The organism is Rhodanobacter sp. FW021-MT20 (genome assembly GCF_041107475.1).
Classification (GTDB): Bacteria; Pseudomonadota; Gammaproteobacteria; order Xanthomonadales; family Rhodanobacteraceae; genus Rhodanobacter_A; species Rhodanobacter_A glycinis.
This window is the reverse complement of sequence record NZ_JBGBPX010000021.1, coordinates 25,482-46,454: the sequence shown is the minus strand read 5'-3', so window position 1 is coordinate 46,454 and position 20,973 is coordinate 25,482. Positions and strand designations below refer to the sequence as shown.

The 20,973-nt window shown below is 65.3% G+C and carries 19 protein-coding genes; 5 read left to right on the top strand and 14 right to left on the bottom strand.

What is annotated here, in order from left to right:
• Positions 1-536: 536 nt before the first annotated feature.
• From AB7849_RS17255 to AB7849_RS17205, 11 genes are all read right to left on the bottom strand, one after another.
• A complete protein-coding gene (locus AB7849_RS17255) occupies positions 537-1,454 on the bottom strand; it encodes a hypothetical protein (protein ID WP_008208716.1) in 918 nt (305 codons plus the stop codon).
• On the bottom strand, positions 1,454-3,682 hold the full coding sequence (locus AB7849_RS17250) for a M1 family metallopeptidase (RefSeq protein ID WP_237711759.1): 2,229 nt from the start codon (positions 3,680-3,682) through the stop codon (positions 1,454-1,456). Before AB7849_RS17250 ends, AB7849_RS17255 begins: the two co-directional genes overlap by 1 nt.
• An 88-nt stretch (positions 3,683-3,770) precedes the next feature.
• On the bottom strand, positions 3,771-4,100 hold the full coding sequence (locus AB7849_RS17245) for a non-heme iron oxygenase ferredoxin subunit (protein WP_008208720.1): 330 nt from the start codon (positions 4,098-4,100) through the stop codon (positions 3,771-3,773).
• Positions 4,097-4,639 carry a GNAT family N-acetyltransferase gene (locus tag AB7849_RS17240; RefSeq protein ID WP_092704484.1) on the bottom strand — a complete coding sequence of 181 codons (543 nt, stop codon included), beginning with the start codon at positions 4,637-4,639 and terminating at the stop codon, positions 4,097-4,099. The genes AB7849_RS17245 and AB7849_RS17240 overlap by 4 nt, the downstream gene beginning before the upstream one ends.
• 19 nt (positions 4,640-4,658) lie before the next feature.
• Positions 4,659-5,594 (bottom strand): 2-dehydropantoate 2-reductase, encoded by a 936-nt coding sequence (panE, locus tag AB7849_RS17235; protein WP_369501441.1) that lies wholly within the window; start codon positions 5,592-5,594, stop codon positions 4,659-4,661.
• A 3-nt stretch (positions 5,595-5,597) separates the two neighbouring features.
• Complete coding sequence (locus AB7849_RS17230; protein ID WP_008207817.1) at positions 5,598-6,512, bottom strand: acyltransferase; 915 nt, start codon at positions 6,510-6,512, stop codon at positions 5,598-5,600.
• Positions 6,513-6,630: 118 nt separating this feature from the next.
• The gene (locus tag AB7849_RS17225) at positions 6,631-7,866 is read right to left on the bottom strand and encodes a cysteine desulfurase (RefSeq protein WP_369501440.1); all 1,236 of its coding nucleotides are present in this window, start codon (positions 7,864-7,866) and stop codon (positions 6,631-6,633) included.
• A gap of 147 nt (positions 7,867-8,013) precedes the next feature.
• Positions 8,014-9,315 carry a Fe-S cluster assembly protein SufD gene (gene sufD, locus AB7849_RS17220; protein ID WP_369501439.1) on the bottom strand — a complete coding sequence of 434 codons (1,302 nt, stop codon included), beginning with the start codon at positions 9,313-9,315 and terminating at the stop codon, positions 8,014-8,016.
• A complete protein-coding gene (sufC, locus tag AB7849_RS17215) occupies positions 9,312-10,079 on the bottom strand; it encodes a Fe-S cluster assembly ATPase SufC (RefSeq protein WP_008209379.1) in 768 nt (255 codons plus the stop codon). Before sufC ends, sufD begins: the two co-directional genes overlap by 4 nt.
• A gap of 138 nt (positions 10,080-10,217) precedes the next feature.
• The gene (gene sufB / locus AB7849_RS17210; RefSeq protein ID WP_037098854.1) at positions 10,218-11,681 is read right to left on the bottom strand and encodes a Fe-S cluster assembly protein SufB; all 1,464 of its coding nucleotides are present in this window, start codon (positions 11,679-11,681) and stop codon (positions 10,218-10,220) included.
• 20 nt (positions 11,682-11,701) lie between these two features.
• Positions 11,702-12,163 (bottom strand): SUF system Fe-S cluster assembly regulator, encoded by a 462-nt coding sequence (locus AB7849_RS17205; RefSeq protein WP_008209382.1) that lies wholly within the window; start codon positions 12,161-12,163, stop codon positions 11,702-11,704.
• A gap of 237 nt (positions 12,164-12,400) precedes the next feature.
• Here AB7849_RS17205 and AB7849_RS17200 point away from each other — a divergent pair, with 237 nt between their 5' ends.
• Together AB7849_RS17200 and AB7849_RS17195 are read left to right on the top strand one after the other, a co-directional pair.
• Positions 12,401-12,739, top strand: a complete 339-nt coding sequence (locus AB7849_RS17200; RefSeq protein ID WP_008209384.1) for a P-II family nitrogen regulator — start codon at positions 12,401-12,403, stop codon at positions 12,737-12,739.
• Positions 12,729-14,096, top strand: a complete 1,368-nt coding sequence (locus AB7849_RS17195) for an ammonium transporter (protein ID WP_008209386.1) — start codon at positions 12,729-12,731, stop codon at positions 14,094-14,096. Before AB7849_RS17200 ends, AB7849_RS17195 begins: the two co-directional genes overlap by 11 nt.
• A 100-nt stretch (positions 14,097-14,196) precedes the next feature.
• On the opposite strand, the gene AB7849_RS17190 is transcribed toward AB7849_RS17195, so the two are convergent.
• Positions 14,197-15,183, bottom strand: a complete 987-nt coding sequence (locus AB7849_RS17190; RefSeq protein ID WP_202799625.1) for an AraC family transcriptional regulator — start codon at positions 15,181-15,183, stop codon at positions 14,197-14,199.
• Positions 15,184-15,267: 84 nt separating this feature from the next.
• On the opposite strand from AB7849_RS17190, the gene AB7849_RS17185 reads away from it, so the two are divergent.
• The 3 genes from AB7849_RS17185 to murU all read left to right on the top strand — a co-directional run bounded on the left by AB7849_RS17185 (position 15,268) and on the right by murU (position 17,861).
• Positions 15,268-16,047, top strand: coding sequence for an SDR family NAD(P)-dependent oxidoreductase (locus tag AB7849_RS17185; RefSeq protein ID WP_008209390.1), 780 nt, complete (start codon positions 15,268-15,270; stop codon positions 16,045-16,047).
• Positions 16,048-16,143: 96 nt separating this feature from the next.
• On the top strand, positions 16,144-17,157 hold the full coding sequence (locus AB7849_RS17180) for an aminoglycoside phosphotransferase family protein (protein WP_008209393.1): 1,014 nt from the start codon (positions 16,144-16,146) through the stop codon (positions 17,155-17,157).
• Positions 17,154-17,861 (top strand): N-acetylmuramate alpha-1-phosphate uridylyltransferase MurU, encoded by a 708-nt coding sequence (murU, locus tag AB7849_RS17175; protein WP_008209398.1) that lies wholly within the window; start codon positions 17,154-17,156, stop codon positions 17,859-17,861. The genes AB7849_RS17180 and murU overlap by 4 nt, the downstream gene beginning before the upstream one ends.
• Positions 17,862-18,052: 191 nt before the next feature.
• Here murU and secF read toward each other — a convergent pair whose 3' ends face one another.
• The gene (gene secF / locus AB7849_RS17170) at positions 18,053-19,015 is read right to left on the bottom strand and encodes a protein translocase subunit SecF (RefSeq protein WP_008209400.1); all 963 of its coding nucleotides are present in this window, start codon (positions 19,013-19,015) and stop codon (positions 18,053-18,055) included.
• Positions 19,016-19,031: 16 nt separating this feature from the next.
• Positions 19,032-20,927, bottom strand: coding sequence for a protein translocase subunit SecD (gene secD / locus AB7849_RS17165; RefSeq protein WP_008209402.1), 1,896 nt, complete (start codon positions 20,925-20,927; stop codon positions 19,032-19,034).
• Positions 20,928-20,973 lie beyond the last annotated feature (46 nt).

Sequence of the window (20,973 nt, the reverse complement as noted above, 5' to 3'; positions counted from 1 at the left end):
ACGTCAGGGCAGGCGACGGCATGGATGCCGGAGTTGAGGCAACGCAGGACGCAGTTGCCCGATGTGCTGTCGGCGAACCCCCGTAGCCGGGCGCGGACCCGCCGGCTCGCAGAGCCGGTGGGCGCGAACGCAGGGTGCCCCTCTCTTGGGTTACTTTCTCTCGGGCAAGCGAGAGAAAGTGACTCGGCCACCGGCAGGTGGGCGAAACCCCGTCACCCTAGGAGCGTGGGCGGTAGAAACTTTCGAGGCGAAAAAGTGGCTGCGTGAGGACAGATTTTCGACGATTCGCCGGCCCATAGTGGTTCTATGGGCCAAGAAGCGACGAAGCGCTTCATAACAGCGAAGCTGGTCAAATATGGACCACGCAGACACTTTTGCAGCCCGGAAGATTTCTGCCGCCCACGCTCCTAGGTGGCGGCACGTTACCCAGGCATTTGAGTCAGGGCGGAACGCCCCAAAGCATTCCGGGCAGCAAGCGCTCACAACGTGACCAGAAGAGGAGCATGCTCCCTCCCGGCCATATGCAACGCCTCCGATCAGCGTGCCGATGCAAATCCCGACGAGCGCCGCCCCGCTCGCCATGCCCGCGACACCGCGGCCAACGCAAACAGGCGCGCCAAGCGCATCCAGCCCACCACCAGCACCATCAGCTGACCCAGCAACAACGCCAGCAGGAAGCCGCCATCCACTGCCGTGGAGTGGATGCGTGCCAGGCCGAGTGCGCCGAAGATCAGCAGGCCGATCACGCTCACCACCAGATAGAACAGCAAGGTGCCCAGCGGTCGGCGCAACAGTTGCAGGAAGCCGCGGCCGAACGCGCGGGTGGCCGAACGCAGTTCGGGGTCGGCGATGAACGCGGCGCGCATCGACTCCACGATCGCCTGCGCCAGCACGAACACCACCAGCAATACCCACTTCGCACCATGCGCCCAGGCATCCGCCTGCGATTGCAGCACGGCTTCCGCGGCATGCTTGTCGGCCAGGTGCGAACCCGCCCCAGCGACCACCAGCACCACCGCGTAAGGCACCAGCGCCCACAGCATCACGCGGAACATCCGCCCGTATTCGATCCAGCCGTTCTGCAGCAACGCGCCGAAGCCCAGGGTGCGCCCGGCACGGCCGCTGCCGACCATCATGCCGTCGAGGAACGGCGACAGCAGCAGGGTCAGCACCACTCCGAGCAGGGCCGTGGCGCCAAACCACGCGGCGTGTCCGCTCAAGGCCATCATCGTGTCGCCGAACATCGATGCATTGAAGTGCTGCGCCCATTGGGCCGAGTGCACGGAGTGATCGAGCAGCCCGGCCAGCGTGCGCCACAACGGCAACGCCACCACTGCCACCGGCAGCAGCAGGAACAGCAGCCACAACAGCAGCAGGCGCCACTGGATGGCCGCCAGCATGGCGGAGAACAGGGCCCCGGGACCCACGCGACGGGAAGTGTTGTAGGCCATCATCACAAGGTCACCAGCATCGAGTAGAAAGCCTGCAGCACGGCAGCCACGTCGGCGCTCCAGCGACGCGACGCGGCGCTGTTCGGCTTGGTTGCGTAACTGTCGTTGAGCTTGTTCGCATCGAGGTAGACCTGCTGCTGCGGATCGAGCTCGGCCGACACCACCTTGCCCGGCTTGACGAAGTCGAAGCGCGCCCAGCGGCGATCATCGTTCCAATGCACGTCTTCGTGGCTGCCGTCGGCAAAGGTCACGCGCAGCAATTCGGGCACCTGGGCACCGTCGCGCAGCACCGTCACCGTGCTGTGCCAGGGATAGGCCCCGCCGCTGCCCGGCTTCGCCTTGGGGTGCGCCTTCTTCCAGTCCGACTCCTGCTTGGCGATCTGCTTGTCCAGCGCGGTGCCGTCGGCTTCCACTGGCTTGCCGTCCTTCCACGTCACGCCAGCCTGCGGCAGCACCTGGCGGGTATCGATGGAGGCCACGCGATCGTCGATGTGTTTGGTGCCGTAGACGAACTGGTCGAAGATTTCGTTGACGTCCTTGGCGTCGCCCGAGCCGTCGATCATCGCCTGGCGGAAATCGGCCACCGAAGGATGGCGGAAACGCCAGCGCTGGTAGTACAGGCGCATGGCCTTTGCCATGGTTGCCTTGCCCATGCGCAGCTCCAGGTCGTGCATGGCCGTGGTGGTGCGCGTGTAGACCGTGCCGTAACTGGTGCTGGACAGGCGATCCCAGCTGTTCTGCGCCAGCGGATCGGCCGGCTGCCTCAAGGTGGCGCCCAGACGTTCCATCTGGAAGGCGGTGAGTGTCGGTGTGATGCCCAGCCATTTCATCAGCGGCGAGGCAGCGGTGATGTCCTCATGCGTGTCGCGCAGCATGCGGTCATCCCAGTACTCGTTGAGGCCTTCGTCGAGCATCGGCTCCTCGAATTCGTCCGAAGCGATGATGCCGTAGAAGTAGCCGTGACCGAACTCATGGATGTTGACGAAATCGCTCTCGTACTGGCTCAGCGTGCCCGGCTCCACCTTCTTGTAGCCCTCCGAGGTGAAGAAGGTGGGGTATTCCATGCCACCGGCTTCCTGCGCGTTGTACGGCGGGATCACCGCGGTCACCGTGTGATACGGGTACGGCCCCAGCGTCTTCGAGAAGTAACCCAGCGCGGCGATGGTGGACTTCAGCGTCGGCGCAGCGCTGCCCACGTATTCGGGCGGATAGATCACCCGCACGTCCACCTTGGGGCTGCCCGGGCCGGTCCAACTGCCGTCCAGCGTCTTGTAGCCCTTGGCGGCTACCCAGGCGAAGTCGTGCACGTCGCCCTGCACGAAGTGGTAGGTGGTCTGGCCATCCTTCGATACCGGCGCGCCCTGCTCCTGCCCCACCGCACCCACGGTGTAATCGCTGGGTACGGTCAGGTGTACGTCGTACAGGCCGAAATCGGCGTAGAACTCGCTGTTGAAGTGGAACTCGTGCACGTTCCAGCGCACTTGCGTGGCGCCGCGTTCGCCCGGCAATTCCAGCACGCCGATCTTCGGAAACCACTGTCCGACCAGGTTGAAATCGCCCCACCAACCAGTGCGCTCGACCACGCGTGGCAACTGGCTGAGGAAGTTGATGTCCAGCGCGAGCGTGCCGCCGGCGGGCACGGGTTGGGCGAGGTCGAAGCGCACCACCGTCTCGTCGGTGGCGGGGCCACCATCGGGGTGCACGAAGCTCCATTTCAGCGCCGTGCCGTCCTGTTCGACCTGTTGCAGGTGGACCCAGCCCCACTGGTCCTTCTTCAGCCGGGCGTTGCCGCGCGAACGGCCATGCGCGGTAAGCACCCTGCGCTCGGTGAACCAGGTGCTGCCGTCATTGGCGAAGGCGTTGAGATACAGGTGGAAGTAGACGTGGCTGACCGGGCGATCGCTGCGGTTGCGCCAGGTCATGTGTTCCTTGCCGGTCACCTGGTGCTTCGCTGCATCCAGGCTGGCATCGATGGTGTAGCTGACCACCCGGTCGGACAGCGTCGGCTCGCTGCCAGTGCGTTGGCCCCCCCAGGCATTCGGCGCGCTGGGCGTGGTGATGATGGTCTGGTGTGCCGGTGCGAACGGAATCGGTGCGCTGCTTGCCACCGCCGGTGCCGCCGTACTGGCTGCCGGCACCGGCGCCGACTGGGCCCAGCCCAGCACCGGCCAGCCCAGGCCACACACCAGGGCCGCGAGCCACAGCCCGCGACTGCCCGTCATTCCTGCCATCGCACGTCTCCCCCACGAGTGATTCCTCCAGCGTGCGCCGCATGCGGCGTTTCGTCATAGGCCAGAGGTCATGGAGGGGCGGATAAAGTCAGTCGCGATCGTCCCGGGTAAAGATCGCGCCATCCTCCTCGCGCACCGGGAAGCTGGCCACCGGTTCGTAGGCCGGCGGTGCAGTGACGGCACCGGTGCGCACGTCGAAGCGGGCGCCGTGGCGGGGGCATTCCACCTCGAACCCGTGCACCTCTCCGCCGGCGAGATCGCCGCCGTCGTGCGTACAGACATCCTCGATCGCGTAGAGGTCGCCGTCGATGTTGTACACCGCGATCGGCGTATCGCCGTCGTACACGGTGCGGAACTCGCCCGGCAGCATTTCACTACGCGTGCCTACGCGCACCCAACCTTCGGATTCCAGGCTCATGCGGGAAACTCCTTGATCAACACCTCGAAACGCAGATCGTCGCGCAGCGGGATGCCGAAGCGCTCGTCGCCGTACGGAAACGGCTTGTACTGGCCGGTGCGACGGTAGCCGCGACGTTCGTACCAGGCGATCAATTCCGCACGCTGCTCGATCACGGTCATGTGCATGGCGCGGCATTGCCAGCGTTCGCGCGCCATGCGCTCGGCCTCGGCCAGCACCGCCTTGCCCACGCCACCACCCTGCTGCAGCGGATCGACCGCGAACATGCCGAAGTAGCCGCCGTCCGCCTGCCGCTCGACATGGCAGCTGGCAAGCAGTCGGCCATCGCGTTCAGTCATCACGATCAGGCTGTCGGGACGCGCCATCACCTCGGCGATGTCGGCGGCGTCCGTGCGCTGGCCATCGAGCAGATCCGATTCGGTGGTCCAGCCGCGCCGGCCGGAATCGCCGCGATAGGCCGACTGGACCAGCGCCAGCAACGCGGGGATATCCGCGGCAGTAGCGATGCGGAAAGCAAAGGGAAGCGGCTGTGTCGACATGCGGCAAATTCCGGAAAGGTCAGTTGGTCTGGCGACGGGCGCGGCCCGCCTCGTAAGCCTTGAGATGGGCATAGGCCACGGCCAGCATCGAACCATCGCCAGGCGCGTGCCCCGAGCGTGCCAGCATGTCGCCGATCACGTGGTCGGCCTCGATCGGATGACCCTGCTGCAAGTCGCGCAGCATCGAGGCAGTCAGCGAGGACTGGGCATCGGTAAGCAGGCCACGGGCGTGTCCGAGCGCGGCGTCGCTGGGCGCATGACCGGCGCGCTCGGCGGTGGCGCGGCAGTCCTCCAGCAAGGCCAGCGTGGCCTCGGCGCCGCCGGGTGCGGCCATGATGTCGGCTACCGAGGCGCGCATCAGGCAGGTGATGCCGGCCAGCGAGGCCAGGAACACCCACTTGTTCCACATAGCCTGCAATGCATCGTCGCTGGCATGCGCGTCGAAGCCGGCATCGAGCATGACCTTGGTGATCGCCTGCATGCGTTCCGATTTGCGCCCGTCGCGCTCGCCGAAAACCAGGTTCTGCATGGTGTTGAGATGACGGATCGCGCCTTCGTCATCCAGCGTGGCGGCAATCGAGCATTGGCCGGCCAGCACCTTGTCCGCGCCGAAGCGCGCATCGAGCCGATCCATGTGGCGCATGCCGTTGAGCAACGGCAGGATCGTGGTATGCGGACCGACCGCGGGAGCAAAGTCCTCCATCGCCTGCTCCAGCCCGTAGGCCTTGCAGCTCAGCACGATCAGATCGAACGGTTCGTGCAGCTCGCGCGCCAATACGGTGGGTGGCGCCGGCAATGTCACGTCACCCGTGCGGCTGTGGATCACCAGGCCATGACGCGCCAATTGTTCCGCGCGACGCTCGCGCACCAGAAACGTGACATCGCGTCCATGCTGCAGCAGACGGCCGCCAAAATAACCGCCGGTGGCGCCCGCACCTACAAACAGGATTCGCATTGCTCAGTCTCCTCTTGCCGTCTCGTTGGCCGGCCCGGACATGCGTTCGATGCACGCATCCTTGGCCCGCCACAGTTCATTGACCCATGTCTGGAAATGCTCACGGAAAACCGGGTCCGCTTCGTAATCACCGCGCAGCGATGCCTCGATCGGCCGCTCGCTCACATGGACGCGGACTTCGTGCACCCGGCCGGCGACCAGGTCCTTCATGCTGCAGGGGCCTTCCGGGTAGACGATGCTGACGTCGAGAATCGCGTGCAATGCATCGCCCATCGCATCGAGCACGAACGCCAGTCCACCGGCCTTCGGCCGCAGCAGGTGGCGGTACGGCGAAGCTTGCGCATCGTGCTTGGCCGGGGTGAAGCGCGTGCCCTCGGCGAAGTTCATCACCGACACCTGCATGCGGCGGAATTTTTCGCAGGCGCGGCGAGTGGCTTCCATGTCCTTGCCGCGCAGCTCCGGATGCCGCTCCAGCGTCTCCCGCGAATAGCGCTTCATGAAGGGAAAATCCAGCGCCCACCAGGCCGGTCCGAGCAACGGCACCCAGATCAACTGCTGCTTGAGGAAGAAGCGCAAGAACGGAATGCGTCGGTTGAACACCTTCTGCAGCACCGGGATGTCCACCCAGCTCTGGTGGTTGCACAGCACCAGGTAATTGCCGTCCGGACGCAATCCGTCCAGGCCTTCCACCTGCCAGCGGATGCGGGTGAACAGGTCGAACAGGAGATTGTTGAAGCCGATCCAGCTTTCCGCGATGGCCACCAGCCCCTGCGAGCATGCGCTGCGAGCGGCGCGCCATGGCAACACCAGCTTCACCAGGGTCAGCGCGAACAGCAGCAACACATGCACCACGACGTTGACCGTCAGCAACAGCACGACCAGCGGAACGCGAATCAGGCGGGGCAACGAGGCGAACATCGAAGACCTTGGGGCGAGCGGGAAATCAAAGGGTAACCGGTCGCCCGCGTGGCAGCACGCATCGCGACCATCGTCCAATACCGGAGCCGCTGTCGGCGCACAGGCGCCGGCCCGGCATTCACATCAGCAGCTTGCGTACCTTCAGCAAGGCCGCCACGAAGGCATCCACTTCCTCGTGCGTGTTGTAGAACGCCAGCGAGGCACGCAGCGTGGCCGGCACGCCGTAGAACTGCATCAGCGGATGTGCGCAATGATGGCCGGAACGCACCGCCACGCCTTCCAGGTCCAGCAGCGTGGCCAGGTCGGTCGCCTGGGCGCCATCGAGCAGGAACGAGATGACCGGTTCCTTGTCCACGGCTTCGCCGAAGATGCGCAGGCCGGGGATCTCGCGCAGGCGCGCGCTGGCGTAGTCGAGCAGTTCGCGCTCGTGTGCGCGGATCGCGTCGAAGCCGATCGACTGGTAGTAGTCGATCGCCGCCGCCATGCCGGCGAAACCGGCTATGTTCGGCGTACCGGCCTCGAACTTGTGCGGCGCCTCGGCAAACGTGGTGCCGGAGAACTTCACTTCGCGGATCATCTCGCCACCGCCGAAGAATGGCGGCATCGCATCCAGGTGTTCCTTTTTCGCCCACAGCAAGCCCGTGCCGGTGGGCGCCAGCATCTTGTGGCCGGTGACCGCATAGAAGTCGCAGCCCAACGCCTGCACGTCCACCGGACGATGCGGCACGGCCTGCGAGCCGTCCACCAGCAGCGGAATCCCGCGCTTACGGCATTCCTTCGCGATCTCGCGCACCGGATTCACCGTACCCAGCACGTTGGAGACGTGGGCCATGCAGGCCAGCTTCACTTCGGGCGTGAGCAGCTCGATGAATTTCTCGACGATCAGCTCGCCGCGCTCGTTGATCGGCGCCGCCTTCACCGTGGCGCCGCTGCGTGCAGCCACCAGCTGCCACGGCACGATGTTGGCGTGATGTTCCATCACCGTGGTGAGGATCGCGTCGCCGGGCTTCAGCCGCGGCAAGGCATAGCTGTAGGCCACCAGGTTGATCGACTGCGTGGTGCCCGAGGTCAGCACCACTTCGTTGCGCGACGGCGCATTGATGAAACGCGCCAAGGCATCGCGCGCGCCTTCGTAGGCGCTGGTGGCTTCCTCGCCAAGTTGATGCACCGCACGTGCCACGTTGGCGTTGTGCTCGCGGTAATGACGGTCCACCGCTTCGATCACCTGGTGCGGCTTCTGGCTGGTATTGGCGTTGTCGAAATACACCAGCGGCTTGCCGTGCACGCTGCGCGCAAGCAGCGGGAAGTCCGCGCGGATGCGAGCGAGGTCGAAGGCTGGCGCGCTGGCTTGCATGTTCGTCTCCAATGTTCCGTGATTACTCTTTACCGCAGTACGCCGCGTGCAGGAGTGCGGCCGGTGCGCGATGGCTCTGGCGTTGCTGGAAGCCGAGAGCATTCGCGCACAGGGTGCGCTCCTACCGCATCTTCAAACTCTGTGTCGTCAAACTGGCAGCCTGATCGCCAACAACGAAGCAAGATGCTCGCGCAACGTCGCGTTTGGCAGGTCATCGAGCACGGCACGGCAGAACGCCGCGGTCAGCAGGGTGCGCGCCTCGGCCAACGGAATGCCACGCGAGCGCAGGTAGAACAGTGCGCGTTCGTCGAGCTGGCCAACCGTGGCGCCATGCGCGGCCTGCACTTCATCCGCATAGATTTCCAGTTCCGGCTTGGTGTCGATCTCGGCGCTGCCCGACAGCAGCAGGTTCTTGTTGTTGAGCCGGGCGTCGCTGCCATCGGCACCGGGCGCCACCAGGATCGCGCCGCGGAACACGCCGCGCGCGCGGCCATCCGCCACGCCGCGCCAGGTCGAGTCGGACGTGGTGTTCAATGCCTGGTGGCGAATCGCCAGTTGCGTGTCGATGTGCTGACGCCCGCGCGGCACGAACACGCCGCGCGTATCCAGCCGCGCGCCGTTGCCGACCAGATCGGCCTGCAAATCGTGACGCACCAGTGCACCGCCCAGTTCCAGCACGTGCAGCAAGGCCTGCGCCTGCGCGCCCAGTTGCAACGCATGGCGATGCACCAGCGTGGCGTCCGCCGATGCATCCTGCGCCACGGTGTGCTGCAGGCGCGCGCCGTCGCGCAGTACCACGTCGGCCACCAGCGTGCCCAATTGGCGTGCGGTGCCGCTGCCCACGTGCTGCTCGACCAGGGTGAGTTCGGCGCCCTCGCCCAGCTCGATCACATTGCGCAGATGCCATGCCAGCTCGGCATCCGCCGCCACACCAACGAAGACCAGTCGTACCGGCACATCGATCTTCGCGCCGGCCGCCACCCGCAGCACCACACCATCGATGGCCTGCGCCGCATTGAGTTGCGCGAAGGCGTCACCGCGTTCCTTGTAGCGACGCGCCAGCGCAAAACGCAGCGGCTCGGGGTCTTGTGCCAGAGCCTGCGACAGCGGCCTCAGCGCGAGCCCGGCGGGCAGAGCAGAAAGATCGGAAAGGTCGCCGCGGAACACGCCATTGACGAAAACCAGCCGCGGTCCGTCCAGCCCCGGCAACGCAAACGCTTCAGGATCGATGTCGCGCGTGGCAGCCTGCGCGTCACCATGGATGAAGCTGCGCTGCGACAGCGCACGTAGCGCGGTGTATTTCCACGCTTCCACGCGCGTGTCGGGCAACCCGGCTTCACCGAAGGCGGCCAGGTTCTCGTGTCGAGCTTCGTCCAGCCAGCCGATGCCGCTGCTCGGCGGCGGCACCGCCAGCGTGGAGGCCACAAAGGGAACGGCCGACTCGCTCATGCCTGCGCACCGGCCGGCTCGCCGTGCTGGGCAAGCCACGCATAACCGTGTTCTTCCAGCTTGTGCGCCAGCGTCTTGTCGCCGCTCTCGACGATGCGTCCGTCCGCCAGCACATGCACGAAGTCGGGCACGATGTAGTCGAGCAGGCGCTGGTAATGCGTGACCACCAGGAAGCTGCGCTCCGGCGAACGCAGCGCGTTGACGCCCTCGGACACCTGCTTCAACGCATCGATGTCCAGGCCCGAATCGGTCTCGTCCAGGATCGCCAGCTTCGGTTCCAGCACCGCCATCTGGAAGATTTCGTTGCGCTTCTTCTCGCCGCCGCTGAAACCTTCGTTCACCGCGCGATGCATCAACTCGTCGGAGATCTGCATCACCTTGAGCTTCTCACGCACCAGCTTGAGGAACTGCATGGAATCCAGCTCCGTTTCGCCGCGCGCCTTGCGCTGCGCATTGAACGCGGTGCGCAGGAAATAGGTGTTGTTCACGCCGGGGATTTCCACCGGATACTGGAACGCCAGGAACACGCCGGCCGCGGCGCGCGCCTCCGGCTCCAGCGCCAGCAGGTCGACGCCGTTGTAGGTGACGCTGCCGGCGGTCACTTCGTAGCCGTCTCGGCCGGACAACACGTTGCCCAGCGTGGACTTGCCGGCGCCGTTCGGCCCCATGATGGCGTGCACCTCGCCCGGGTTCACCGTCAGCGAGAGGCCCTTGAGGATTTCCTTGCCCTCGACGCGGGCGTGCAGGTTTTCGATTTTCAGCATGGTTGTTCCTGATCTTGAGCCCCTCTCCCATCGGGAGAGGGGTTGGGGTGAGGGTTCGGCTGGAACAGGATGCCCCGCTCCGCCCGTACCCTCATCCGCCCTTCGGGCACCTTCTCCCGGAGGGAGAAGGGAAAAGCATCAACCGACAGCACCTTCCAGCGACACTTCCAGCAGCTTCTTCGCTTCCACCGCGAACTCCATCGGCAGCTCGCGAAACACCTGCTTGCAGAAGCCGTCGACGATCATCGACACCGCGTCTTCCTCGCCGATGCCGCGGCTGCGGCAATAGAACAGCTGGTCGTCGGAGATCTTCGAGGTAGTGGCCTCGTGCTCGACGATCGCGCTGGGGTTCTTCACCTCCATGTAGGGGAAGGTGTGCGCGCCACAGCGCTTGCCGATCAGCAGGCTGTCGCACTGGGTGTAATTGCGCGCGCCTTCGGCGCCCTTCTCCACCTTCACCAGGCCGCGATAGCTGTTGTTGCTGCGCCCGGCGCTGATGCCCTTGGAAACGATCTTCGACTTGGTGTCGCGACCGATGTGGATCATCTTGGTGCCGGTATCGGCCTGCTGAAAATGATGGGTCAGCGCCACCGAGTGGAATTCGCCGACCGAGCGGTCGCCGCGCAGGATCACGGAAGGATATTTCCAGGTGATCGCCGAGCCGGTTTCCACCTGGGTCCAGCTGATCTTGCTGTCCGCGCCACGGCAGTCGCCGCGCTTGGTCACCAGGTTGTAGACGCCGCCCACGCCGTTCTCGTCGCCGGGGTACCAGTTCTGCACGGTGGAATACTTGATCTGCGCCTTTTCCAGCGCGACCAGCTCGACCACCGCGGCATGCAACTGGTTCTCGTCGCGGCGCGGCGCGGTACAGCCTTCCAGGTACGAGACGTGCGCACCTTCCTCGGCCACGATCAGGGTGCGCTCGAACTGGCCGGTGTTCTGCGCGTTGATGCGGAAGTAGGTGGACAGCTCCATCGGGCAGCGCACGCCCTTGGGGATGAACACGAAGCTGCCGTCGGAGAACACCGCCGAGTTCAGCGCGGCGAAGAAGTTGTCACCCGGCGGCACCACGCTGCCCAGGTATTTCTGCACCAGCTCGGGATATTCGCGGATCGCCTCGCTCATCGAGCAGAACAGCACCCCTGCGTCGGCGAGCTGCTTGCGGAAAGTGGTGCCCACCGACACCGAGTCGAACACCGCATCCACCGCCACGCCGGCCAGCGCCGCGCGCTCGTGCAGCGGCACGCCCAGCTTCTCGTAGGTTTCCAGCAGCGCCGGATCCACTTCGTCCAGCGACTTCGGCGCCACCTTGGGTGCGGAGTAGTAGCTGATCGCCTGGTAGTCCTGCGGCGCCATCTTCAGCTTGGCCCAGTCCGGCTGCGGCATGGTCAGCCAGTGGCGGAACGCCTTGAGGCGCCACTCGGTCATCCACTCCGGCTCGCGCTTGATCGCGGAGATCTGGCGCACGGTTTCCTCGTTCAGGCCAGGCGGCAGGCCGGTGCTTTCGATTTCGGTGACGAAGCCGGCGCTGTAGCTGCGCCCCAATGCCTCGGCAACCTCGGCGTTGTCGCGAAGCACGGTGGCCCCGGTGTCACCGAGCATGTGGTCGCTGCGTTCGCTGGTCATGCGATGGTTCTGCCTTTCAATGTGCTGATGTCCACGGTCACTTCCTTGCACGGGGTGGCCGGCCGCAGGATGTCGGCCAGGCTTACCGCGCGCAGCGCGCCGTCGAGCAGGCTGTTGATGCGTTGCCAGCTGCCGCGCACGCCGCACTGCGCCTCGCGATCACACTGGCCCTGGGTGATGCCGCATTCGGTCATGCCGATCGGGCCTTCCAGCGCCTCCACGATCTCGGCCAGGTTGATCTCGCCGGCCGGGCGCGACAGCCGGTAGCCGCCATTGACGCCACGGAACGAGTCCACCAGCCCGGCGTGACCCAGCGACTTCAGCAACTTGCTGACGGTGGGCAATTCCAGGTGCGTCTCGTCGGCAATCTGCGCGGTGCTGAGCACGTCGCCGGGGTGGGCGGCGATGCAGGTCATCACCACCGTGGCGTAATCCGTGAGTCGGCTGACACGAAGCATGGGGGTACGGGGACTCGGCCTCTTAATCCAGACCAAAATGGTACTGATTCGGCTCGGCGCGGTCAAATGGACGTCCATCGGGTTTGCACCACATCGGCGCAATGCATGCACTCGAATCGGCAGCACGGCCGCCAAACGCCACCCTGCAAAGCCCGCCAGGCGTTGCCCCGCAACGCATTCCCCTCGATGGCACGCAACCTGCTGTGCTGCAACAGGGTAGCCAGCGAGGGGCAGGACATGAAGTGGATCATTGCAGTCATCAAGCCGTTCACCCTGGACGACGTGCGCGAGGCTTTGGCCGAAGCCGGCGTGCAGGGCATGACGGTCACGGAGGTCAAGGGCTTCGGGCGCCAGCACGGGCATACCGAGCTGTACCGCGGGGCCGAATACGTGGTGGATTTCCTGCCCAAGCTGAAGATCGAGGTCGCCGTGGCCGACGAGCAGGCTGAGCAGGTGATCGAGGCGATCACCGCGGCCGCGCGCACCGGCAAGGTGGGCGACGGCAAGATCTTCGTCAGTGAGCTGGAACAGGTGATCCGCATCCGCACGCAGGAGGTCGACGCTGATGCGCTTTGATACGAAAACGCCACGATGCGCCGGCGGCCATGGCCGCCGGATCGCCGGATTCGCCACGCTGATCGCCGCCGGCATGCTGGCGGCCACGCCGGTTTTTGCGCAATCCACCGCCCCTGCCATCAACAGCGGCGATACCGCCTGGATGCTGGTCGCCAGCATGCTGGTGCTGATGATGACGATCCCCGGCGCGGCGCTGTTTTACGGCGGCATGGTGCGCACCAAGAACCTGCTCTCGGTGATGATGCAGTGCTTCGCGATCACCGCGCTGGTGACCGTGTTGTGGATGCTGTACGGCTATTCGCTGGCCTTCAGTACCGAGGGCATGCACGCCGGCGTATTCAACCTGCACTCGATCGTGGGTGGACTCGATCGCGCGCTGCTGGCCGGGCTGACCCCGGCATCGCGCTACCAGACGGTACCGGAAAGCGTGTTCGTGATGTTCCAGCTGACCTTCGCGATCATCACGCCGGTGCTGATCATCGGCGCCTTCGCCGAGCGCATGAAATTCAGCGCCATGCTGTGGTTCAGCGCGCTGTGGTTCACCATCGTCTACCTGCCGGTGGCGCACATGGTGTGGGGCGGCCCCGGCTCGTTGCTCGGTGACCTGGGTGTGATCGATTTCGCCGGCGGCACCGTGGTGCACATCAATGCCGGCATCGCCGGGCTGGTCGCCTGCATCGTGATCGGCAAGCGTCGCGGCTGGCCGCACACGCCGATGCCGCCACACAACCTGGGTTACACCGTGATCGGCGCCAGCCTGCTGTGGCTGGGCTGGTTCGGCTTCAACGCCGGCTCGGCGGTGGCGGCCAACGGCAGTGCGGGCATGGCGATGCTGGTGACGCAGATCGCCACCGCCGCCGCCGCGATCGGCTGGACTGCGGCCGAATGGATCGCGCATCGTCGCGCCAGCGTGCTGGGCATCGTCTCCGGCGCGGTGGCGGGGCTGGTCGCGGTCACCCCCGCTGCTGGCACCTGCGGACCGGGCGGCGCACTGGTGCTGGGCCTGATCGCCGGCGTGGTGTGCTTCTTCACTGCCACCAAGCTCAAGTACCGCCTGGGCTATGACGATGCACTGGACGTGTTCGGCGTGCATGCCATCGCCGGCATCGTCGGCGCCCTGCTCACCGGCCTGCTGGCCTCATCGAAGCTGGGCGGTTTCGGCACGGTCACGTCGCTGGGCGGGCAGTTGTGGACTCAGACCAAGGGCGTGGCATTCACCATCGTCTGGAGCGCCGTGCTGAGCTGGGTGTTGCTGAAACTGATCGATCGCACCCTGGGCCTGCGCGTGAGCACCGAACAGGAACAGATGGGCCTGGACCTGGCCGAGCACGAGGAGCGCGCGTACAACCTGAGTTGAGAACTCCGGCCAGCATCAAGGCAGGACGGAAGCGGATGGAGGAGCCCGCCAGCGGGCTCCTCCATCCGCATGTTCGTTACCGAAGCGTTCGAGCAGATCCTCAGATCGCGGGCGACAGCCGCGCCACGGCCACGTCGCGCTTCGGCGGCGTGCCGAACATGCGTGCGTACTCGCGACTGAACTGTGAGGCGCTTTCGTAACCGACCTGGTAAGCCGCGCCTGACGCGTTGGCCTCGCCCGCCAACATCAACCGCCGCGCTTCGAGCAGGCGCAATTGCTTCTGGTATTGCAGCGGCGTCATCGACGTCAGCGTCTTGAAGTGCTGATGGAACGTGGAGGGGCTCATGTTCGCGGCGGCCGCCAGCGCGTCGATGCGCACCGCCCGCGTGATGTCTTCGCGCAGCTGATGGATCGCCCCGGCGATGCGTTCGGTCGGCCCATTGGGCAGCGCGATCTTGCAGACCTCGCCCGCGTTGGGCCCGGTCAGCAGCCAGTAGCAGATCTCGCGCATGATGCCCGGCTGGATCACCGGGATGGCCTCGGGTGTATCCAGCAGGCGCAACAAGCGCAGCACGCAGTCGCTCAACGCTTCGCCAAGATGACCGACGAATACGCCGGACGCGTCCGGGCCCGGGCGCGGTGGCGGATCGAGCTGGGCCAGCACATCGCGCATGACCTGCACGTCCAGATCCAGGTTGAGGCCAAGGAAAGGCTGTTCGGCGCTGGCCTGGACCACCCGCCCCAGCACCGGCAGCTCCAGGCCAATCACCAGCGCCTGCCCTTCGCGGTAGTTAAACGTCGACTCGCCCAGCATCACCTGCTTGGCGCCCTGAGCCACGATGCACAGCGCCGGGCGATAGATTCGCGGTGCCGGCAAGGTCGCGTCGGTGGCACGCATCAAATACAGGCCATCAACGGCGGTGGCGAAGGGACCATCGCCGCCGCCCAGTCGATTCATCTGGCGATTCAAGGCAAGTTTCAGGGCCGAGGACATCGCTGGAACACTCCGCTTGCCGGCCACACCGGCCGAGAACGCATTGTGCAACGGATACCAGGCGCCATCCGCCGCTCCCGCAGGATCAGGCAAGAAACTCGTCAGTTCCGGCATTCAGTCCGCGCCACCCCGAGCCTAGAGTGACTCCCTTCCCGCACCCCACTCCCGGAGACACCCATGACAACGGAAAGCGCAAACAACGCGTCGAAGATCGCCCTGATCACCGGCGCCAGTCGCGGCCTTGGCCGCAACGCCGCCATCGCGCTGGCCCGGCGTGGCGTGGACGTGATCCTCACCTATCATTCCAACCGCAGCGAAGCCGACGCCGCCGTGGCGGAAATCCAGGCGCTCGGCCGCAAGGCCGTTGCCTTGCAACTGGACGCCGGCAACGTGGCCAGCTTCGGCGGCTTCGCCGATGAAATCCGCCGCGTGCTGCACGCGCAGTGGAACCGCGAGCGCTTCGACCATCTCGTCAACAACGCCGGCAGCGGTTACCACGCCAGCTTTGAGGAAACCACCGAAGCCGGCTTCGACGACATGTGCAACGTGCACTTCAAGGGTGTGTACTTCCTCACCCAGACCCTGCTGCCGCTGATCCGCGACGGCGGCCGCATCGTGAACATCTCCAGCGGCCTGGCGCGTTTCTCGTTGCCCGGCTATGCGGCCTATGCGGCGATGAAGGGCGCCATCGAAGTGCTTACGCGTTACCTGGCGAAGGAACTCGGGCCGCGCGGCATCGCCGTCAACGCCGTGGCCTCCGGTGCCATCGAAACCGATTTCGGCGACGGCGCGGTGCGCGACAACCCCGAGCTCAACCGCTTCATCGCTTCGATGACGGCCATGGGCCGTGCCGGCGTTCCGGACGACATCGGTCCGATGATCGCCAGCCTGCTCGACGACGCGAATCGCTGGGTCACCGGCCAGCGCATCGAAGCCTCCGGCGGCACGCTCCTGTAACTGCGCCCGGCGCCACCCGGATCACCGCCGGGTGGCTGCTCGCCAGACCAGCAACGTGCGGCTAAGCTGGCAAAGCCGTTCGATGCCAGCTTAGCCATGCCCCCATTGCCCGATCGCACCACCGCCCGCCTCGCCTGGACCCGCGCCACCCTTGGCGACGATTCGCTCGTGCTGGAGCCCGCCTCGGCCGACGCCAGTTTCCGCAGCTACTGGCGTACCCGGCACGACGGCAAAAGCTGGATCGTGATGGATTCGCCGCCGGCGCAGGAAGATCCACGCCCGTGGCTGGCCATCGGCGAGCGACTCGCCGCCGCCGGCCTGCACGTGCCGGCGGTGCAAGCCACCGATCTCGTGCAGGGCTTCCTGCTGATCGAGGATCTCGGTTCGCGGCTGTACCTTCCCGCATTGAACGACGCCAGCGCGGACCGGCTTTACGACGACGCGATGGACGCGCTGTTGCGCATGCAGACGCAGGTGTCCTGCGACGAGCTGCCACCCTTCGATCACGCCATGCTGGTGCGCGGGCTGGAGACGATGCCGGAATGGTTCCTGCAACGGCATCTGGGCCACACGCCCGATTGCGCCGAATGGGACGTGCTGGAGGCGGCCTTCGACGTGATCATCCGCAACGTGCTGGAACAGCCACGCGTGTTCGTGCACCGCGATTTCCACAGCCGCAACCTGCTGATCGTCGAACACAACACGCCCGGCATCGTGGATTTCCAGGGTGCGCTGGCCGGCCCCGTCACCTACGACCTCGCCTCGCTGTTGCGCGATGCCTACATCGTCTGGCCGCGTGAACGCGTGGAAGGCTGGGTCGAAACCTATCGGCAGCGACTGCTGGACGCCGGCGTGATCGGCACCGCTGTCGACCCGAAACGTTTCCTGCGCTGGTTCGACCTCACCGGCTTGCATCGCCACGTGCGCGTGCTGGGGCAGTTCTATCGGCTGTGGTATCGCGACGGCAAACCCGGTTATCTCGCCGATGTGCCCACGGTCTACCACTACGTGGTGTCGGTGGCGCGCAGCTATCCGGAACTGGCCGACTTCGTCGCGTTGCTCGAACGCCACGCCAAAGGCCGCGACCTGACCCAGGCCGCCGGCGCATGAGGCACGCGCTGATCTTCGCCGCCGGCCTTGGCGAGCGCATGCGCCCGCTCACTGAACGCACGCCCAAACCGCTGCTGTCGGCAGGTGGCAAACCGCTGATCGAGTGGCATCTGGAACGACTCGCCGCGGCAGGCCTGAACTACGTGGTGATCAACACCTCGCACCTGGCCGAACAGTTTCCCGAAGCGCTGGGTGACGGCTCGCGCTGGGGCCTGCGCATCCGCTATGCCTACGAAGGTCCGGTTCCACTGGAAACCGGTGGTGGCATGTTGAACGCGCTGCCGTTGCTGGGGCACGAACCGTTCCTGGCCATCAATGGCGATATCTGGTGCGACCTGGACCTGACCACCCTGCCCGCCGAGCCGACGGGACGGGCGCACCTGGTCATGGTCGACAACCCGGCCCATCATCCGAACGGTGATTTCCGGCTGGATGAGCAGGGTCAATTGCACGATGACGGCGCCCCCCGACTGACCTACAGCGGCATCGGCGTATTTCGCCGCGAGCTGCTGGACGGCTGGCTTGAAACCGTGGGCCATGCCGCAGGTGCGGATGCGAAACCGCCACGCTTCAAACTGCGACCGTTGCTGGAAGCGGCGATGGCGGTGAACGCACTCGGCGGCAGCCACTATCGCGGCGACTGGACCGATGTAGGCACGCCGCAGCGACTGGCCGAGCTGGAAGCCGACTTGTCCCACGCGTAGGAGCCCGCACGCGGGCGATGCTCTTCGGCATGCTGCAAAAACATCTCCCGCCGGCGGGCTCCACACATGCGCATCGCGTCGCGGACGTGCAAAAGAAAACGGCCCGGTGTGAGACCGGGCCGTTTTTCGTTTAGGAGGGCTGCCTCACCCACCCATCGGGCATCATCGCCCGCTTTGCGGGCGATGCTGGCTCAAGGCCTTCTTGCAAGCTCCGGGTTTTCCTTGGTCACCGGCATCAGGTCTTTCTTCGACACGCCCAGCCACAACAGGATCGGGCTGGCCACGAAGATCGACGACAGCGTACCCACCACGATGCCGATCAACATGGTCACCGCGAAGACGTGCACGCTCGGACCGCCGAAGAAGAACAGCGCGCCCATCGCGATACCGGTGAACAACGAGGTGATGATGGTTCGCGACAGCGTGCTGTTGATCGAGCGATTGAGGATTTCCTCCGGCTCGGCCTTGCGCGCCAGCCGGAACAGCTCGCGGATACGGTCGAACACCACCACCTTGTCGTTGATCGAGTAACCGATCACCGCCAGCACCGCAGCCAACGCAGTCATGTCGAACTCACGCTGGAACAGCGCGAGCACGCCCAGCGTCACCAGCACGTCGTGCACTTCGGTCACCAGTGCGGCGACCGCGAAGCGGCGTTCGAATCGGATCCACAGGTACAGGCCAATGCCGACGATCACGAAGATTGCCGCCACGATGCCGCTGCTGCGCAACTCGGCACCCACCTGCGGGCTGGCGTAACTGCGGCTGACCACCTTGGCGTCCGGCCGTACCGCCTGCAAGGCCTTGCTGACATCGGCAGCGACCAGGTCGAGATTGACCTTGCCGTCTTTCGGCGGGTTGTGCGTGTCGTCCTTGGGCTGGAAGCGGATCAGCACCTGCCGGGTGCCGCCCAGGCTTTGCACTACCGGGTCCTCGATACCGCCCTTGATCAACGTGTCGCGCACGCCATTGGTATCGACCGCCTGCGTGTAATGCGCCTCGATCGATACGCCGCCGGTGAAGTCCAGGCCGTAGTTGAGGCCCTTGGTGGCGAGCAATGCGATCGATGCGACGACCAGCAACACAGCCAGTCCGACGCTGAACTTGCGCAGGCCGAGGAAGTGGATATTGCTGTTGTGATTGAAAATTTCCATAGCGTCCGCTTCCCCGTTACACCGAAAGTGTCTTGAGCTTCTTGCGACCGCCATGCAGCAGCGCGGTGATCGCATGCGTCATCGTCACCGAGGTGAACAGCGAGGTAAGAATACCGATCAGCAAGGTCACGCCGAAGCCGCGGATCGCGCCCGAGCCCATCGTGGTCAGTGCCAGCGCGGCGATCAGGTGGGTGACGTTGGCGTCGAGAATGGTCGACCACGCCTTCTCGTAGCCGGCGCGGATCGAGGCCAGCGGCGTGGAGCCGTTGCGCAATTCCTCTCGCACGCGTTCGCAGATCAGCACGTTCGCGTCGATCGCCATGCCCAGCGTCAGCACGATACCGGCAATGCCCGGCATGGTCAGGGTCACGCCGATCATCGACATCACCGCGATCAGGATCACCAGGTTGAAGAACAGCGCGATATCGGCCACCACGCCGAACAGCTTGTAGTAGATCGCCGCACTGATCAGCACCAGCGCCAGGCCCAGCAGCACCGCGTCCAGACCCTTGCTGATGTTCTGCTTGCCCATGCTGGGACCGATCACGCTCTGCCCCACGATGTCCATCGGCGCGGCAAGCGAGCCGCCCTTCAGCAGCAGCGCCAGCTCGGAAGCTTCCTTCGGACTGGACAGGCCGTTGGTCTGGAACTTGCTGCCGAACACGCCCTGGATGGTGGCGTAGTTGATCACCTTGTAGGTGATCTTCGGCGTGATGACTTCCTTGCCGTCGACCATCTTGGTGTTGGTGACGCGCTCCACGTAAACCACCGCCATCGGCTTGCCGACGTTGTCGCGGGTGAAGTCGAGCATCTTCTTGGCGCCCACCGAGTTCAACGACACGTTGACGCTGGGCGAGCCATTGTCCGGGTCGCTGCCTGACGAGGCATCCACCAGTTCATCGCCGCTGACGATGATGCGCTTGCTGACCAGGTACGGCTCGCCATGGCTGCCGTAGTACAGGTGCGCGTTCGGCGGGATGTTGCCGGTACGCACGGCATCCTGGGTGGCCGGGTCGCCGGGGCCACCGAGGCCGGCGACGTATTCCAGCGTGGCCACGGCACCGATCACGCGCTTGGCTTCGGTCGGATCCTGCACACCGGCCAGCTCGACCACGATCTGGTTGTCGCCCTGCGCCTGGATCAGCGGTTCGGACACGCCCAGCTGATTGATGCGGTTGCGCAACGTGCCAAGGTTTTCCTTGATGGTGTTCTGCGCCAGCTCGCGCAGCTTGTCGGGTTTCACCACCGCGTTGAGCACATAGCGGTCGCCCGTATTGGGGCCATTGGTGACATCGAGGTCGGGGAAGCTGGTGGCGATCTCGTCGGAAGCGGCCTTGCGGTCGGCCTCCGTGGGCAGCACCACGACCACACCCTTGCCATGCACGCTGTTGCGCGTAACCGAGGTGTAGTGGATCTTCTTTTCCCGCAGCAGCGCGGTGATGTCCTCGGTGTAGCGCACCTCCTGCTTGTCGACCACGTCGCTCTGATCGACCCGCATCAGGAAGTGCACACCGCCCTGCAGGTCCAGGCCCAGCGGCATCGAACGCGCGCCAATCGCCTGCAGCCAGTGCGGCACGGTGGATTCGAGGTTGAACGCCGCGGTGTAGTCATCACCCAGCACCGGCTTCAACGCATCGGCCGCGCTCTTCTGCAGGTCGCCGTTGGCAAAGCCGATCAGGATGTTGTCGCCCTTGGCCTTGTCGTGCCGAAGGGTGATGTTCTGGTAGGCGATCTTGTCTTTCTGCAACTCGGCGACAATCTTCTGCTCCAGCGCCGCGTCGACCGGGGCGTTGTGCGTGGCAGCGACCTGCACGGCCGACAACGGCACAAATGCATTGGGCAGCGCGTAAAGAATGCCGAGCACCATCGCAATGGCGACCAGCGCGTACTTCCAGCGTGGAAAATCACTCATGTCTGGGAAATCCCTGGGCAACCGTCCGTGGCCGCTAAAGTCAGGA